The following is a 17,201-nucleotide window of genomic DNA, read 5'->3' on the forward strand; positions in this document are numbered from 1 at the left end:
GTCGGTCTTCGCCGGTACGACCCTGAACCAAACGGGCCAGGCGATAGAGGTCATCATGATGACGATGGCGGTATACCTCTCCCTCAGTATTCTGACGTCGGTATTCATGAACTGGTACAACAAGCGCATGGCGCTGATAGAACGATAGGAGGCCGGTTGTGAAATATGATCCTCAACCAACACTGCCCGCGCCACCTGGAACCCTTGGCGCAGTGGGCTGGATGCGCAAGCATCTGTTTAACGGGCCGTTCAACAGTATCGCCACCGTGGTACTGGCCTATTTCACCATCATCTTTATGTGGCCGGTCCTGGACTGGGCGTTTCTGAGTGCTGACTGGATCGGCACCACGCGTAACGACTGCACCAGTGACGGTGCCTGCTGGGTATTTATCAGTCAGCGACTGAACCAGTTCCTCTACGGATTCTATCCGGAGGCGGAAACCTGGCGACTGGACCTGGCCTTCTTCATGATGGCTGCGCTGATCGCCTGGCTAATCATTCCAAAAACCCCATTCAAGGGCTGGGTAGCCGCATTCACGCTGCTAATCTTCCCATTCATTGCCTTTGTGCTGCTGAGTGGAGGTTACTTTGGCCTGGAAACCGTTGAAACCCACAAGTGGGGTGGCCTCAGCCTGACGCTGGTGCTGGCGGTTGTAGGTATTGTGGCGGCACTGCCGTTTGGTGTGTTGCTGGCACTGGGACGCCGCTCGGAGATGCCGATCGTCCGTTCCCTGTCTGTGGTCTACATCGAGATCTGGCGTGGCGTACCGCTGATCACCGTGCTGTTCATGGCATCGGTTATGTTGCCACTCTTCTTCCCGGAAGATATGAACTTCGACAAGCTGTTGCGCGCCCTGATCGGTATCACCATGTTCCAGTCAGCCTACATGGCGGAAGTGGTGCGTGGTGGTTTGCAGGCGATCCCGAAAGGTCAGTATGAGGCGGCGGATTCCCTCGGCCTCGGCTATTGGCAGAAGATGAACATGATCATCCTGCCACAAGCCCTGAAGCTGATGATTCCGGGTATCGTGAATACCTTCATCGCCCTATTCAAGGACACCAGTCTGGTGCTGATTATCGGCCTGTTCGACCTGCTAGCGATCATGCAGGCCTCGGCCAACGACCCGAACTGGATCGGTTTCTCAACCGAGGGGTATGTCTTTGTGGCGCTGGTGTTCTGGGTGTTCTGTTTCGGTATGTCCCGCTACAGCATCCACCTGGAGAAACGTTTGCATACCGGTCACGGTAACCGTGCCTGATTCTGGAGAGTATTAGAATGAGTGAAGCACAAAAACAAAACGACCCGTTGATGGTCGAGATCCGTGACCTCAACAAATGGTACGGCGAGTTTCATGTCCTGAAAAACATCAACCTGCAGGTAAAACGCGGCGAACGTATCGTTATCTGTGGACCGTCCGGTTCCGGCAAGTCCACCATGATCCGCTGCATCAACCGCCTGGAAGAGCACCAGCAGGGTGAGATTATCGTCAACGGCACCCCGCTGGTTGAAGACGTGAAGAAGATCGAAGCGATCCGTAAGGACGTGGGTATGGTGTTCCAGCACTTCAATCTGTTCCCGCACCTGACGGTGCTGGAAAACTGCGTGCTAGCCCCGATCTGGGTGAAGAAGGTGCCACGTAAGCAGGCGGAAGCCACTGCAATGAAATACCTGGAACGCGTAAAAATCCCTGAACAGGCGCTGAAATACCCGGGTCAGCTGTCCGGTGGTCAGCAGCAGCGTGTAGCGATCGCCCGCTCGCTCTGCATGAACCCGGACGTGATGCTGTTTGACGAACCCACCTCTGCACTCGACCCCGAGATGATCAAAGAGGTACTGGACGTAATGATCGAGCTGGCCCATGAAGGGATGACCATGCTGTGTGTTACCCACGAAATGGGTTTTGCCAAGACGGTGGCAGACCGTGTGATCTTTATGGACGGTGGCCAGATTGTTGAGGAGAACGAACCCAACGCGTTCTTTAACAATCCGGAACACGAACGTACTCAGCTGTTCCTCAGTCAGATCCTCAACCACTAATCAACAGCACACCAAAAATGGGCCTTCGGGCCCATTTTTATTTCTGCTTCATGCGCGATCCAGCAATCCCGCGCGATACGCTCGCGGTGACATCCCCAAGGATTTTTTGAACAGTCTGCGCAACGAGCTGGCGTTGCTGTACCCCACCCGCTCGACAATCTGCTCTATCCCCAGGTTGGTGGTCTCCAGCAGCAACTTAGTGTGCTCGATACGCAACCGCTGTTGATACTCCGACGGCGCCATGCCCAGCGCTTTCTTAAAGCGGCGCGATAGCGTACGCTCACTTACGTGGTGCAATGCTGCCAGGGACTCCAGATCCAGCGGCTGGTTGATATGGCGCTGCATCCAGCTCTCTACCGCCAGCACCACCGCATCCTGGTGTTCGGTCTGCTCCTGCAGGAACACATAAGGTGAAGCAAAACTCTGGCTGGCATCCACCAGCATCGTTTTGGCGCAGGTTTGTGCCAACTGGCGCCCCACCTGCTGCTCCACAATCTCCAGCATGACGCCCAGGTTGGCCGTCATCGCCCCGGTGCAATAACCCTGTTTGTGCTCCACCTGCAGTGTGTCTTTTCGCAGCTCCACCTCCGGATAACGGCGCTGAAACAAACTGCCCAACCACCAGGCAGTCGTGGCAGCCTGCCCCTTCAGGTGCCCGGTTTCAGCCAGCAGAAATACACCGCTGCAGTTTGCCGCGATCAGCTCACGGTTAGCGTACTGCTGACGCAGCCACTCGGTTTCCCGCTTCAGGCCACTCAGGTGATTCAGCAGGTCGGCCCCATCCTGATGATGAATGCCGGGCACAAAAATCAGATCCGGTTGCGGTACCTCATCCAACTGACAGTCCACCAGCACCCGGGTACCGTTGGATGCAGTCACTACCTGCTTATCCGCAGCAACCAGATGACAACGGTAGAGAGGTTCTTCTCCGCCTCTCTGTTTCCAGATGCTATTCACCACACCAAACACATCAAAGGTGGTAGCGATGCTGGAGGATTGAAAATTGTCGAAGACTAAACCCAATACGTGATACATAGCATGACCGATTTTGCGCGTTATATGGCGCCCAGATGACTGATTCTGAACGGTTTGAGTTGCTAGCATGACATTCAACGTAATCAGATTCAAAAATAAGAACAGGTGAAATCATGTCCCCATCCGATATCAGTCGTTACCCGGTACCCGAACTCAACAGCCTGCCGGAGGATATCCAGCAACGTATTCTGGCGGTGCAGAAAAAGGCCGGATTTATCCCCAATGTGTTCCTCACCCTGGCACACCGCCCGGCAGAGTTTCGTGCCTTCTTTGCCTACCACGATGCCATCATGGAACGTGAAGAGAGTAAGCTGACACCGGCCGAGAAAGAGATGATCATCGTGGCAACCAGCGCCGCCAACGGTTGTCAGTACTGCGTGATCGCCCACGGCGCACTGCTGCGTATCTTTGCCAAAGAGCCACTGCTTGCCGACCAGATCGCAGTGAATTACCTGCACTCTCCGCTCTCACTGGCGCAGAAAGCGATGCTGGATTTTGCGATGACGTTGTCACAATCACCGGAGCTGATCAGCCAGGATGACTATGAATCGCTCTACGCACACGGCTTTGACGACGAAGACATCTGGGATATTGCCGGGATTACCGCCTTCTTTGGCCTCTCCAACCGTATGGCGATCATCACCTCCATGCAGGCCAACCGTGAGTTTTACACCATGGCACGTGAACCACGCGAATAGAGCTGATTCTCCATACCAAGGGCGGTGGATAAATCCGCCGCCTGAAAGATCAGCAAGACAACCCAAAACTTCTTGATTTAAGATAACTCTCAATACAATTATTCTTTAACAGGAATACATTATGGAGTTTATCGCCCTACGCACCTTCCAGGCTGTTGTTGAGGAAGGTGGCATCCTGTCTGCGTCCCGCAAACTCAACACCGTGCAATCCAACGTCACCACCCGGATCAAACGCCTGGAAGAGGAGCTGGGGGCAGAACTGTTTTACCGTAAGGGGCGCGGCCTAGAGCTGGCACCCTCTGGCAAAGTCCTGCTGGAATACACCCGCCAACTGCTGCAGCTTGAATCCCAGGCCGGAGCAGCAGTGCGCCAGGTTGGTGAGATGAGTGGTGAGCTGCGTATCGGTTCGATGGAGTCCTTTGCCGCACTGCGCTTGCCGCCACTGCTGAAATCCCTGCGTGAAACCCACCGGGGCGTGGATCTGTTTGTGCAGACCGATACCTCCGCTGCCCTGGTCGAACAGGTATTGGAGCACAAGCTGGATTGCGCCTTTGTAGGTGGCCCGGTCAGACATCCGGAACTCACCGCAGTCGATGTGTTTGAAGACCAATTGGTATTGGTGCGGGCGATGCATCAGCACCAGCCCAACCTGCCGTTGATCCTGTTCCGCGAAGGTTGTGCCTACCGTGCCCGCGCCCTGCAATGGCAGCAGGAAGCCGGGTACCAGAGCGATGATGTGATGGAGCTGGGCACGCTGGATGGCATTCTAGGCTGCGTGGCGATGGGCCTGGGTTACACCCTGATGCCACGCTGGATTGTTCTGGGTAATCGCCACTGTGATGAGCTGGAAACGGAAGCGATCTCCCCACATCTGGCAGATATCTCCACCACCTTGATCTATCACCGTAACAGCCTGCCGCTGAAGGCGATTGAAACCCTGTTGGCACAGGCGAAAGCGCTGGAGATTCCCGCCAACAAAGCGGTTATCTGAACGGCTTGCTGTAACCCTCGAAGTGTTCGATCAACCAGTCTGCCAAAGCCCGCACCCGGTTCAGCTGATAGCGGGCTGGCGGACAGATCAATGACAGCGGGGTTGTCTGCCGCCACTCCGGCAGCACCTCCACCAGACTGCCGTCGCGAAGCCCGCGATTGGTGTACAGATCCGCAAGACGGGCGATGCCCACACCCTGCTCGGCTGCCCGCAACATCACACGCCCGTTGGCGATCTGAAAACCTTTCCCGGCCTGGATGCGGATCTGCTCATCCGGTTTCACAAAGGACCATTCACTCACACTGCCGTAGATCAGCGGCAACTCACGCAGATCGTGGGGATGTGTGATTGGGCCGTGCTTTTCCAGAAACTCAGGGCTTGCCACATAGCGGGTAGTGATCGTGTGCAAGCGACGCGCCACCAAGCTGGAATCGGGCAGCTCTCCCATCCGCATCACCAGGTCGTACTGGCTTTCAATCAGATCCACCCGTTGGCTGGAGAAATCCAGTTTCACGTCAATCTGGGGATAGGCCTGCTGGAAAGCGATCAGCATTGGCGCGATCAGCTCTTCACCGATCAAGCCACCCACTGAGTTCATATGAATGGTGCCGCTTAATGCTTCGGTGGATTGCGTGGCCCACTCGCGGGCGCTGTCGAGTTGGTTAACTGCGGATCTGCACTGCTCGTAATAGCCCTGCCCCACTTCTGTGAGACGCAGGATGCGGGTCGTACGGTAAAGCAACTGCACCCCCAGCGTTTTTTCCAGCGCGGTGACCTGCTGGCTCAAGCTGGCTTTGGATAAGCCGGTCGCTTCAGCCGCAGCGGTGAAGCTGCCCTGTTCCGCCACCGCCAGAAATGAGCGGATACCACTCCAAAGGATATTGTTCATTAATTTCTAACAGTAATTTCAGATTAGGCTTATTTATCAAAATACCCCAATCTCTAAAATCTCTCCACATCGCTGATCACTCAGCAACCCATCAAAACAGGAGAGAACTCATGAACAAACCACTGATTGTTATCACCGGCGCCAGCTCCGGCATCGGCGCAGCCATGGCCAATGCATTCAGCGCCGCGGGTCACCCCCTCCTCCTGCTGGCCCGTCGTATCGATCGATTGGAAGCGCTGGAGCTACCGGATACCTTGTACAAGCAGGTGGATATCACCGACCGTGCCGCGTTGGCCGCCGCAATCCGTGATGCGGAAGCGCAATACGGCGAAGCAGACTGCCTGATCAACAACGCCGGTGTGATGCTGCTGGGCCAGCTGGATCAGCAGGAGGTTGGCGAATGGCAGCAAATGTTTGATGTGAACGTGATGGGTCTGCTGAACGGTATACAGGCGGTTTTGCCTGCGATGAAAGCCCGTCGTGGTGGCACCATCATCAACGTCAGCTCCATTGCCGGACGTAAGACTTTCCCGAACCATGCAGCCTACTGCGGTACCAAATTTGCGGTACACGCGATGAGCGAGAACCTGCGTGAAGAGGTGGCGGATGAAAACGTACGGGTGATCACCATCGCCCCCGGCGCAGTGGAGACAGAACTGCTGTCCCACACCACCTCGGACGAGATCAAGTCAGGTTACGAGGATTGGAAAGAGAGCATGGGCGGCGCCATCGTCGCCGACGACATTGCCCGCGCGACCCTGTTTGCATACCAGCAACCCCAAAACCTCTGCATCCGCGAGATTGTCCTGGCAGCAACCCGTCAGCAGCCTTAAATCTCGTCCTGATGAGCGGAGAGGTTGTGCAGCAACGCCAGTGCATGGCGGGGTTTGATCTTCTCCGGCAGGAACTCGGTCAGTTCCATATGCGCCAGCAACTTATCAAACAGCGGTGAGCTGCTGGCGTATCCCATCTTCCAGTCGGTAAAGATCGGTTTATCGATGTATTCGAAGCTAATCATCTCCAGCTCATCGTGGCGCGGATCGTCTGCGATGTGCAGATACAGTTCACACACCTCTTTCCGGTCCCCTTCCAGCGCCTGCAGGAAATAACGGTTGCTGTAGCAGAGCATGCCACAGATCCCCAGTTCGGTGTTGTTGGTTCGGGCTGCGGTCAGAATGTCTTTCATATCAGACAGCGTCATATCCCGCGTCGCCCGGCTGAAGTAAAGTAATCTGATTTTCTGTGTCATAAATGTCTCACAAGTCCGATTTGTACACTAAACTCAATTCTATGGAGTATAGAACAAAATTCGGAGGTTCCCGTGCAGCAGGACGTTGAAAATACACTGGTGGTCTACGCCCCCCATTCTGACAGCGAAAAGATATACCGATTAAAGGAGACGTTTGTGGTGAACGAATTCTCTCGTTTCTCCGCATTCAAGAAATTCATCCGCTCCAACGATGCCGCGGTTGTCCTGCTGTTTACCACGGATGAAGCTAATGAAGAGGTGCGTCAGGTCAGCCGTTACCTGCGCCAGGGGCTGGCCAACCACGCCACCCGCATTATGGTGCTGACCGACGACAAGCAGCGACGTTATGAGTTGCAGTGGCTGGAAGATCAGGGGGTTGATGCGGTCTATTCGCTGGATACAGCACACGAGTTGCTGGTTGCCCGCCTGCATCGTTACCAGAAAACCTACGCCGCACTGAGCCAGCGCCTGTACCAGAGTGAGAATCGGACCGGCCTGCTGCTCTCGGTCACGCAGTTTTCCCAGGCACGCAGCTCGTTCTCCGATCTGATCGCCCAGTTCGCCACCGCCCTGAGTGGCTTCTGTTTTGCCAGCCACAGTTTTGTCTTTCGCCAGCGCCAGGAGGGGTTCACCGCCGAGCAGGTATGTGGCACAGCCCTGTCGGCACCACACCTGAACTCCCTCACATCCGGCCCGTTGGGGCGTATCGTGGAAAGCAGTTTTAGGCTCAGCACACCGCAGCTGGAGCTGGTCACCCAGGACGACTCCATCGCCATACTGGATGAACTGGGCATCGACAGCAGCGGTTACGTAAGTTTCCCGATTGTTGTCTACGGCAAGGTGTTGGCGGTAGTGCTCTGCTTTATCCAGAATCACTCCATGGATGCAGTGTCGGTGCGTCAGATCGACATTATGAAAGACGCCTCCAGCCAGCTGCGCAACCTGCTGGAACGGCGCACGGCTGAAAGCCGCCTTAAGACCCAGTACCAGCGCCTCAAGTCGACCCTGCTGGAGTTGCAGACAACCCAGGACCAGCTGGTGCAGTCGGAGAAGATGGCCTCGGTAGGCCAGCTCGCCGCGGGCATTGCCCACGAGATCAACAACCCGATGTCCTTTGTACTCTCCAACTTCAAATCGATGGATGAGTACGTGGCCACCATGATCAAGATGCTGGAACTGCACGACCAGTTCGTGCAGGTGTTGAACGATGCAGAGAAACCGGAAGCCAAGGCGCTGCGCAACGATATCGAGAACTTCCAGCGCAGCAAGGACCTGGACTTCATCCTTGAAGATATTTGGGAGGTGGTGAACGAATCCCGCCAGGGCCTGCTGCGGGTGCGCGATATCGTCAGTGACTTGCAGTCGTTCTGCCATAAACAGTCGCTGGAGACCACAGAGGTTGATCTGGAGGCACTGGTGCAGGAATCCCTGCGCATGCTGAAGTATCAGTTGGTGGGCAATGTCACGGTGAATACGAAGATTGATCTGGAGACACCAATCGTCGCCCACCGCGGTTTCCTGCAGCAGGTGCTGGTCAATCTGGTGGTTAACGCCAGCCATGCCCTCGAAGAACTGGACCGGACAGCCAACGAAAAAATCATCCAGATCAGCGCCAGCCAGAGCGATGACGGAATCGAGCTGATCATCCGGGACAACGGGCCAGGTATCCCCGAAAACGTGCGTAACAAGATCTTTGAACCGTTCTTCACGACCAAGGAGATTGGCAAAGGTACCGGGCTCGGTTTGTCGGTCAGCTACAACCTGATCCAGAAGATGAAGGGCAGTATCGAAGTAGATAGCCAGCCGGATACCTATACCCAATTCACCATCAAGCTGCCTGTAATGGAGGTGGCCGAAGCGGAGGCCTGATCAGAAGGCCCCCGCCTCCAGCTGGCATTCCAGCATGTGGCTCAGGGTAGTCTTGAGCTTGAGGGGTTTGACCGGTTTGTTCATCAGCATGTAGCCCAGCTCCCGGATCTCCGCCTTCAGCTCTTTGCAGTAGTTGGCGGTGATCATCAGCACGGGTACATCGTCGGTCAGCATACTGCGAATCTCCTCGGCAGCGTCCACGCCGTTTTCGCCGTTGTCGAGGTGATAATCCACAATCAGCAGATCGACCGGTGTATTGGCCGGATCAAGTTTGGCGGTCAGGTCATCCACCGACAGGGCTGTGACCACTTCACAGCCCCAACCACTCAGCAGGGTATCCATACCCTGGCAGATGGTCAGGTCGTTATCGATCACCCAGATCCGGGTACGCTGCAGACGGTCCAATCGTTGTGGAATATTTGGACCGTGCATCTCACCCTGGCTTGGTGCCTTGGTACCGTATGGAACTTCCACGGAGAAGACCGACCCCACACCCTGCTCGGATTCCACATAAATTGGGTGGGCCAGTACCCGCGAGATCTTATCCACAATGGCCAGGCCCAGGCCTAAGCCCTTGTCCTGACCGCTGTGTTTGTTCTCCAGGCGCTTAAATTCCTGGAAGATCTCCTGCTTTTTCGCCGCTGGGATACCCGCACCGGTATCCCACACCTGGATCAGCAACCCGTGCTCGCGACGGCGACAGCCCAGCAGGATAGTGCCGGATTCCGTGTAGCGGATCGCGTTGGAGAGGAAGTTACGCAGGATACGCGCCAGCAGCTGGGAATCAGAGTTGATGGTCACGTCACAGGGCACAAACCGCAACTCCAGCCCTTCACTCTGGGCCACCTGGCGGTACTCGTTGGCGATGTTCTGCAACAGGTCGCTGACGTTAAAGGAGATTACATCCGGCACCACCGCCCCTGCATCCAGTTTGGAGATATCCACCAGGGTGCTGAGCAGCGATTCCACATCCTCCAGCGAGTTGGAGACTGACTGCACCAACGAGTTGGTCTTGGTTTCCATCGGCTGCTCGATCAGCGCACTGGTAAACAGACGTGCCGCATTCAGCGGCTGCAGCAGGTCATGGCTGACCGCGGCGAGGAATTTGGTTTTGGAGATATTGGCGCGCTCCGCTTCCTGACTGGCTTCACGCAGGCGGGACTCGATCAGAGAGCGCTCGTTGATCTCCAGGCGCAGTTGCTGGTTTACATGGGTCAGCTCGGAGGTACGCTCGATCACGCGCTGCTCCATCATCTGGTAGGCCTGCTTCAACTCTTCACCGGTGCGGATACGCTCGGTGATATCACGGATCATGACAAAGCAGCCCAACGCCTGACCGTCAGCATCCAGGTTGGGCACATAAGATTTCAGCAGGATGCGCTCTTCACCGGCCAGGTTGGGTTCACTCATCTCAAAGGTGACACACTCGCCCGCCATCGCCCGGTCAAAATAGGGCTTGAGGATCGTCATCTGGGCGGCATCGTGGACTTTGGTGATCGGTTCGCCGTTGAGGGCGCCACGCGGCCAGCCGTACCACTCGTCATACACCTTGTTGGTGAATTGATAACGCTCATCCTGTCCTACATAACAGATCAGCGCGGGCACGTTATCGGTGATCAGGCGAATCCACTGCTCACTCTCGCGCAGGGTTTCCGCGTACTGGTGACGCTCGGTGATATCGGTGTAGGTGTTTACAAAACCGCCGGTGGGCATCGGATGGGTGCGAACCTCGATCACCCGCCCGTTGTGCTCGCGCTGATCCGATGCCACCACTTCACCCTGCTGCGCGGCCGACAAGGCATGCTGCAGAATATGCTTGTGGGAAACGGTCAGCGAAGCCCAGGGAGAGTGCTCTGACGCTGCGTCGGGATCTACGCCAGTCAGCTCCAGGAAGCGGTCGTTCCACACCTCCAGACGCCCCTCATGGTCCACCAATGCCACGCCCTGTGAGAGGTTATCCACGGTGGCCTGCAGCAACTTACTTTTCTGCTCCAGTGCCCGCTCACGAATCGCGGTTTCCCGCGCTTTCAGTCCAGTAATGTCGGTGTACAGCACCACCAGGCCATCGTCCTGGGTTGGGCGCTGACTCATCTGGAACCACTTGCCGTTGCAGAGGCGGAAGATCTTGTTGCCACTTTCGCCATCATCGTGGGCTTCAGCGATCAAGCCCGACTCGTGTCCCAGGTTCCAGATGTCCTGAATGGTGATCCCGGCCTGGATCTCGACATCCACGTCGTGCCAGATGGTGCGGAATTTGTTGTTGTAGAGCACCACCCGGCGCTCGGCATCAAACAATACAAAGGCATCGGAGATGCTGTTGATCGCATCGATAAGGCGCTGATGGGAGGTCGCCGCCTGCTCGTTGGCTTCGTGTAACTTACGGTTGGAGGCTTTCAGGTCGGCTAAGGCTGCATTGAGCAATTCGGTCCGTTCACGCACCTGCTCGGCCAACACCACCGAGTGTTCAAAGGCCGCGTACGGATTGGCAACCTGGGAGCTGCCGGACTCCACCCGCTCAATCAGCACCTCATTGATTCGCTTAAGCTTGGCGTTCTCCTGCTCCAGCTCAGCCAGGCGCTGGCGCATCTCAGCTTCATTCATCCGCATGGCCGCCTTCCGGACATGGACCAATGGCCACCCCGGTAAATGTCTGGTTGATATGCATACCGGCGGTCTGTTCACCGTAGGTATTGAAACCGATCACACGGTTGTCGCGCAGAATGTCGGACACTTCATCACAGATCCCCAACAGCTCAATCTCCAGCCGACGCAGGAAACAGTCACAGCCGATCACCAACTGCGGTTCGCCCACCTCTTCGCGAATGTCCGCCAGCTGCTGCTGCAGATTCGGAATGATCGGGCCAGGTTCCATCACTGTCAGTACGATGCCATTCTCAACCGCACAATAAAAAGTCAGGCTTAGGTCGTCGTTCACCTGCTGTATGGAGCGCACGAAATACTCGTCCCCCAGCTTCACCGCGATTGGATTCAGGGCAAAGACTTCATGGTTCAGCTCGGACAGCTCCACCCCCACCGCGCGGGCGTACTCCACCGCTGCGGGTTCGGCATTGAGTTCCAGCACGCGCCGTGCATCCGGGTCAGCTGCAGTGACCACCAGCTTTTCGCTGCAGTTGCGCATATGGTGGGTGCTGAATACCTCAAAGCGGCAGGCGGTGTTAAACAGCAATACCACAGCCGAATCGGAATGGAACTGGCCATCAAAAAATACGTGGGTGTTGGTGAGGTGAACATCGTCCCCGGCGGATCCACCAAAGGTCGGGATACTGCCAAGGGCGGCATTAAGGGACGCCAGTACCATCTCTTCCTGGATAGAGAGGCCATCGAACAGGGTCAGCGCAAAGCTGTTACCCTTGATTGGCGCGATCTCCTTCGCCCGGCAGTCGCTGATCAACCGATCCACCATTGATTGCGCATCGGTCAGGCTAAAGCTGTGTAGCTCGTTCACGCCTACGGCAGCTACGGCAAAACGACCACGGCGGAAACCGATGGCGGTGATACACCCCTGACCGTAACCCTGCGGGGTAATCTCGCCGGCGGTGGTACAACCCACCAGCGGAATATCTTCAAACTGCTGATTGAGTGCGCTGGCCAGCCGGGTCAGGTCATATTCCGCCGAGCAGAAGAACAACACCAGATCCAACGCATCGCCGGTTAGTTGCTGACGCAGTTCAGCCGCTGCCTGCTCGGGCGAGCGGCTGAACGATGCTACACAGAGGACAGATTCAGAAAATTCCACCAGAGACCACCCGGATATTGCCTGTATGTTTCCATTCTAGGGCGCTGTTTTGGAGAGCTGAATACTACTTACGACCCCAATCCCATGATGTGCGACAGCTGGCCTGGTGACCTAACTTTGCAGCAGATGGGTCAACAACGAGCGCAATTTGCCGGGTTTCACCGGTTTGTTCAGCACCGGCAGTCCATGGTCACGGAACAGCTGGCGGCATTCATCGCTGCGATCAGCGGTGATCACCATCGCCGGGATATCCAGGCCAAGGGTTTCCCGAATGCTCAGGACGGCATCGGTGCCGGTCTGATCTTCGTCCAGGTGGTAATCGGCAACGATAACGTCAGGTACCCAGCGCAGCCTTTCGATCAGCTCCAGCGCCTCATGTTCATCCGCTGCGGTTTCCACTTCACAGCCCCACTGCCCCAGCAATGCGGCCATGCTGACCAGGATGTTCTCTTCATTGTCGATCACCAGCACACGGGACTGGTCGATCTGGTCGGTTGGGATGGTGTACTGCGGCATCACACGTGGTTCGGCTTCGTTTGATTGCGCCAGCGGCACTTCAATGGAAAACATAGATCCAACACCCACTTGGGAGGTGACATGGATCGGGTGGTCCAGCACGCGGGCAATACGTTCCACAATTGCCAGTCCCAACCCCACACCGGTGCGCTTGCGTTTCTTGCGCTCCAGTTGCTGAAACTCCTTGAATACATCCTGGATACGGTCTTCCGGAATACCCAAGCCGGTGTCCCACACCTGGATATGCACAGTGTCAGCCCCGCGACGGCAGCCCACCAGCACCCGGCCTTCATTGGTGTAACGGATCGCATTGGAGAGGAAGTTACGCAGAATGCGTATCAGCAGACGGGAGTCGGTGGTTACATTCAGGCTGGACGGTACACAGCGTAGTTCCAGATCGGCATCCTGTGCCACGGTCTGAAACTCAGAAATCAGTGGATCCAGCAATGCCCTGATACTGTACTCCGCCGGATCGGGTTTCACCGCGTTCTGGTCCAGTTTGGAGATATCCAGCAGGTCAGCCAGCAGCTCTTCGGCGTTATCCAGCGCCAGGTGGACCCGCTCGACCAGATGGCCCTCTTCGCCTGCCAGCTCGCGCTCTCGCAATGTAGATACCAACAGGCGGGCAGCATTCATCGGCTGCAGCAGGTCATGGCTGGCCGCGGCGAGGTATTTGTCCTTGCTGATATTGGCCTGTTCGGCCACTTCTTTTGCGACCTTGAGTTCTTTCTGGGCCTGCTCACGTTCGGCGATCTCACGCCAGAGTTTGTCGTTCAGACTCACCAGTTCACGGGTGCGCTCTTCCACCCGCGCTTCCAGTTCTTCGTTCAGTTTCTTCAGGTTGTCCTGCGCTTTTTTCCGTTCGGTGATGTCCTGTACGAACGCCTCAATCACCTGTTGCTCACCCTCCTGCTTCAGCAGTACGTTGAGCGACACATCCACCGCCGAGCCGTCTTTACGTTGCATACGGGTTTCGTAACCAAACACATGCCCGGAGGAATGCAGACAGCCGGTGACAAAGGAAAAGTCCTGCGGTGACAGAAACAACTGCTGGTCGATGCGGGTGATGTGGGCCAGGATCTCGTCCGCCGAGTCGTAGCCGCAGATCTTGGCGATGGCCGGATTCGCCGCACGCAGGCCACCCGACAGATCTGCCTGGAAGATTCCATGCAGGGCATTCTCGAACAGCCACATATAGCGGTTGCGTTCCGCTTCGAGCTCTTCAATTTTGGTAACCAGTTCCGCGTAATAACTCTTACGGGCGGATTGGTTACCTAAGCCGATCAGGTCATCAACGGTGGCCTGATCAGAGCGCTTCTTCATAGACCACCTCAACATCGCGCTGGCAGGACTTGCGCGGGTTGGTCAGTATGCATGGATCTTTGATCGCTTTCTCGGACAACACAGGGATGTCGCTCACGCTCACGCCGTTTTCCGCCAGTTTCTGACTCAGGCCCACATCCCGTTTCAACTCGATCACCGCGCTCATCAGGCGCGCCTTGATCTCAGTCTGGCTCAGCCCACGGGTATCCAATCCCATGGTTTCGGCAATCACTTTAAAGCGGTCAGCGGCGTTGGGGTAGTTGTAGGCGATAACGTGCTCCAACAACATCGCGTTACACAGGCCGTGTGGCAGGTCGAGCCAGCCGCCCAGACTGTGGGACATGGCATGTACGGCTCCCAGAATAGCATTGGAGAATGCCAAGCCCGCTTTCATCGACCCCAGCATCACCTGCTCACGCAGTGCCAGGTTGCCCGGATCGGCGACCAGTGGTCGCAGGTTGGTACTGATCAGGCGGATCGCATCCAGCGCATGCATATCAGTCAGTGGACCGGCACCGGTGGAGACAAACGCCTCAATCGCATGCACCATCGCATCCACACCGGTACAGGCAGTGAGGAACGGATCCATGGTCATGGTGGTTTCCGGATCGATCAACGCCACATCCGGCACCACCGCCTTGGAGACAATGGAGATTTTCACCTTCTCCTGCTGATCGGAGATGATCGCAAACTGGGACACATCGGCCGAGGTACCGGCCGTGGTTGGAATAAAGATCAGCGGGGGAATCGGTGCATGGATCGTATCCACCCCTTCGTAACTCAGGATCTCGCCACCGTTGGCCGAGATGATGCCGATCCCCTTGGCGGTATCCATCGGACTGCCGCCACCCACGGCAACGATCACGTTGCAGTCATGTTCACGGTAAAAGTGCGCACCTTTCATCACCTCTTCCGCACGCGGGTTGGGTGATACATCGGTGAAGGTCACATAGTCGATACCCTGCTCCTCCAGTGATTGCTCAACGTCGCGCACCCACCCTGCGCGAGCAACCCCCGGATCAGATACGACCAGTACACGCCGGGCACCAAAGGTGCGAGCGTAGTTCGCGACCGTTTTGCGCGCACCCTCGCCAAAGATAATCTCGGGCGATACAAACTTGCGGAGACTGGATATGTCACTCATCTGTGTTCAACTCTGAACCGGAATCAGCGCCTTTTCCTTAGCATGCCGGTTTCCTTTTTTATTGTAGTGGCCTGTTCCAACAGACCTTTACGCATCGTTTATTGTGCTTATTGTTGTGCTGGGGCAGTTCCCTGTACCCCAAGGATAATACAGCGTTCGACCAATGCGAATACTTCTAAATTACAACAAATTAGCAAACTTGCATGTAGCAAGCCGTTGTTCACCTGCAGCATTTTGTTCTACTTTCCGGTCAACCTGACTCACCTGCACCGTCGCACACCCGAGGTTGTACGCCACAATACCGTACACACATTCAAGAACACTAATCACACGAACGTCTGCCAAAGTGCTGCTAAACAGGCACAAAAGCGCGATACCTTGCCGTTTCCCCTTTCCGAATAATCGGTCTATCGAAATCAAAAAGACAAAACCACACTCGAACGGGGGAACACATGAACAATAAAAAACTGATGCTGAAGCTCTGCCCGGTAGCGCTGTCCGTTGCGATGGCAACCCAGGCCCAGGCTGGCATTACCCTTTACGATCAGGATGGCACTTCTTTCTCTGCGGACGGCCACTTCAACGCGTTTTTCACGGCGACTGACAATGAAGCAACCGGTGAAAAACAGCAGCGTGTACGTATGGGCTTCCTGCCGAACTACATCGGCTTCAACGTAAGCAAACAGGCTGGTGACCTGACCGTTGGCGGCCGCTCCTCTTTCTGGGTGTCCATCAACGATGGCCACACCACGCCAACCAACAGCGGTATCGATGTACGTCAGTTCTACGCCACCGTAGATGGTGACTTCGGTCAGGTACTGTTTGGTAAGGACTTCGGTCTGTATGCCCGCAGCAACATCTTCAGCGACGAACTGCTGCTGGGTACCGGCCTGCCATCCCTGGATAGCGGCATCGTAACCCTGGGTAACATCTCTGTGGGTTACCCATACGCACAGCCACGTGCCCAAATCACCTACCGCACCAAGCCGATGAACGGTTTCCAGATTGCAGCCGGTATCCTGGATCCATCCAGCGGTGAAAGTGCAGATTCCAACACCAACAACAGCGCACGTGTAGAAGCAGAAGTCACCTACGCAACCGACTTCGAAGGCGGTAAATTTAATGCTTGGGTTGGTGGTGCAGCAGGTGAAAATGACGCCAGTGATATAGATGCCTCCGGCCTGGCGTACGGTGCACGTGTCGCGTTTGGCGGATTCCAACTGACCGCATCCGGTTATGATCAGGAAGGTATCGACACCACATTCGCCGGTAACACCCTGACCGCTGAAACAGAGAGCGACGGTTACCTGGTACAGGGCTCTTACTCGGTAGATGGCCACCGCTTTGTTCTATCCCACGGTCAGACCGACCTGAACGGCAGCGAAAAAGAGATGGATTCCGTAGCGTACTTCTACGACGTAAACAGCAACCTGAAGCTGATCGTCGAGTACGACATGGTTGATTCCGCCGGTGATGAAACCGATCAGATCGCGGTGGGTGCATCCCTGAGCTGGTAACACCGCTTTAGTTGGCTTTTCCCCAAAAGGGAACTTTACCGCAGCAGCTGTACCCCCTTCACAGCCGCTGCGGCTTTTCTATGTTTGCCTCTCTACCTTATTTCCAACCTGGTCTAACCACTGCCTCCACGCTGGTGCTAACCGGTCTGCCCACTTCCTCCTAGCCTCAGGTGTT

The 17,201-nt window shown here is 56.0% G+C and carries 14 protein-coding genes and 1 pseudogene; 8 read left to right on the top strand and 7 right to left on the bottom strand.

Translation table 11 applies throughout. The annotated features are described in order from the left end of the window. From ACEQ15_RS14485 to ACEQ15_RS14495, 3 genes and pseudogenes are all read left to right on the top strand, one after another. Positions 1-148 (top strand): annotated as a pseudogene (locus tag ACEQ15_RS14485) (amino acid ABC transporter permease); the annotation flags it as partial. Between the two features lie 10 nt (positions 149-158). Beyond that, positions 159-1,259 (top strand): amino acid ABC transporter permease, encoded by a 1,101-nt coding sequence (locus ACEQ15_RS14490; RefSeq protein WP_370279924.1) that lies wholly within the window; start codon positions 159-161, stop codon positions 1,257-1,259. Positions 1,260-1,309: 50 nt separating this feature from the next. Beyond that, positions 1,310-2,038, top strand: a complete 729-nt coding sequence (locus ACEQ15_RS14495) for an amino acid ABC transporter ATP-binding protein (protein WP_370279955.1) — start codon at positions 1,310-1,312, stop codon at positions 2,036-2,038. Positions 2,039-2,086: 48 nt separating this feature from the next. On the opposite strand, the gene ACEQ15_RS14500 is transcribed toward ACEQ15_RS14495, so the two are convergent. After that, the gene (locus ACEQ15_RS14500) at positions 2,087-3,073 is read right to left on the bottom strand and encodes a GlxA family transcriptional regulator (protein WP_370279925.1); all 987 of its coding nucleotides are present in this window, start codon (positions 3,071-3,073) and stop codon (positions 2,087-2,089) included. A gap of 113 nt (positions 3,074-3,186) precedes the next feature. On the opposite strand from ACEQ15_RS14500, the gene ACEQ15_RS14505 reads away from it, so the two are divergent. Together ACEQ15_RS14505 and ACEQ15_RS14510 are read left to right on the top strand one after the other, a co-directional pair. After that, complete coding sequence (locus tag ACEQ15_RS14505) at positions 3,187-3,771, top strand: peroxidase-related enzyme (RefSeq protein ID WP_370279926.1); 585 nt, start codon at positions 3,187-3,189, stop codon at positions 3,769-3,771. A gap of 121 nt (positions 3,772-3,892) precedes the next feature. Beyond that, positions 3,893-4,762, top strand: coding sequence for a LysR substrate-binding domain-containing protein (locus ACEQ15_RS14510; RefSeq protein WP_370279927.1), 870 nt, complete (start codon positions 3,893-3,895; stop codon positions 4,760-4,762). Here the strand turns inward: ACEQ15_RS14510 and ACEQ15_RS14515 are convergent. Further along, on the bottom strand, positions 4,755-5,651 hold the full coding sequence (locus ACEQ15_RS14515) for a LysR family transcriptional regulator (RefSeq protein WP_370279928.1): 897 nt from the start codon (positions 5,649-5,651) through the stop codon (positions 4,755-4,757). The two genes, ACEQ15_RS14510 and ACEQ15_RS14515, sit on opposite strands and share 8 nt — an antisense overlap. Positions 5,652-5,761: 110 nt before the next feature. Here ACEQ15_RS14515 and ACEQ15_RS14520 point away from each other — a divergent pair, with 110 nt between their 5' ends. Beyond that, complete coding sequence (locus ACEQ15_RS14520) at positions 5,762-6,484, top strand: SDR family oxidoreductase (protein ID WP_370279929.1); 723 nt, start codon at positions 5,762-5,764, stop codon at positions 6,482-6,484. Here the strand turns inward: ACEQ15_RS14520 and ACEQ15_RS14525 are convergent. After that, complete coding sequence (locus tag ACEQ15_RS14525) at positions 6,481-6,900, bottom strand: BLUF domain-containing protein (protein ID WP_370279931.1); 420 nt, start codon at positions 6,898-6,900, stop codon at positions 6,481-6,483. The two genes, ACEQ15_RS14520 and ACEQ15_RS14525, sit on opposite strands and share 4 nt — an antisense overlap. Positions 6,901-7,059: 159 nt before the next feature. Between ACEQ15_RS14525 and ACEQ15_RS14530 the strand changes: the two genes are divergently transcribed. Continuing rightward, the gene (locus tag ACEQ15_RS14530; RefSeq protein ID WP_370279932.1) at positions 7,060-8,769 is read left to right on the top strand and encodes a sensor histidine kinase; all 1,710 of its coding nucleotides are present in this window, start codon (positions 7,060-7,062) and stop codon (positions 8,767-8,769) included. On the opposite strand, the gene ACEQ15_RS14535 is transcribed toward ACEQ15_RS14530, so the two are convergent. The 4 genes from ACEQ15_RS14535 to ercA form a co-directional block, all read right to left on the bottom strand. Then, entirely contained in the window at positions 8,770-11,376 is a 2,607-nt protein-coding gene (locus ACEQ15_RS14535; protein ID WP_370279933.1) for a NahK/ErcS family hybrid sensor histidine kinase/response regulator, read from the bottom strand. Then, entirely contained in the window at positions 11,363-12,526 is a 1,164-nt protein-coding gene (gene nosP, locus ACEQ15_RS14540) for a nitric oxide-sensing protein NosP (protein WP_370279934.1), read from the bottom strand. The genes ACEQ15_RS14535 and nosP overlap by 14 nt, the downstream gene beginning before the upstream one ends. A gap of 111 nt (positions 12,527-12,637) precedes the next feature. Further along, positions 12,638-14,365, bottom strand: a complete 1,728-nt coding sequence (locus ACEQ15_RS14545) for a NahK/ErcS family hybrid sensor histidine kinase/response regulator (RefSeq protein ID WP_370279936.1) — start codon at positions 14,363-14,365, stop codon at positions 12,638-12,640. Continuing rightward, positions 14,349-15,509 carry an alcohol dehydrogenase-like regulatory protein ErcA gene (gene ercA, locus ACEQ15_RS14550; protein WP_370279937.1) on the bottom strand — a complete coding sequence of 387 codons (1,161 nt, stop codon included), beginning with the start codon at positions 15,507-15,509 and terminating at the stop codon, positions 14,349-14,351. Before ercA ends, ACEQ15_RS14545 begins: the two co-directional genes overlap by 17 nt. A 452-nt stretch (positions 15,510-15,961) precedes the next feature. On the opposite strand from ercA, the gene ACEQ15_RS14555 reads away from it, so the two are divergent. Further along, a complete protein-coding gene (locus tag ACEQ15_RS14555; RefSeq protein WP_370279938.1) occupies positions 15,962-17,026 on the top strand; it encodes a porin in 1,065 nt (354 codons plus the stop codon). Positions 17,027-17,201: the final 175 nt, after the last annotated feature.

This window comes from Pontibacterium sp. (assembly GCF_964228735.1).
In the GTDB taxonomy this organism is placed as follows: domain Bacteria; phylum Pseudomonadota; class Gammaproteobacteria; order Pseudomonadales; family Balneatricaceae; genus Pontibacterium.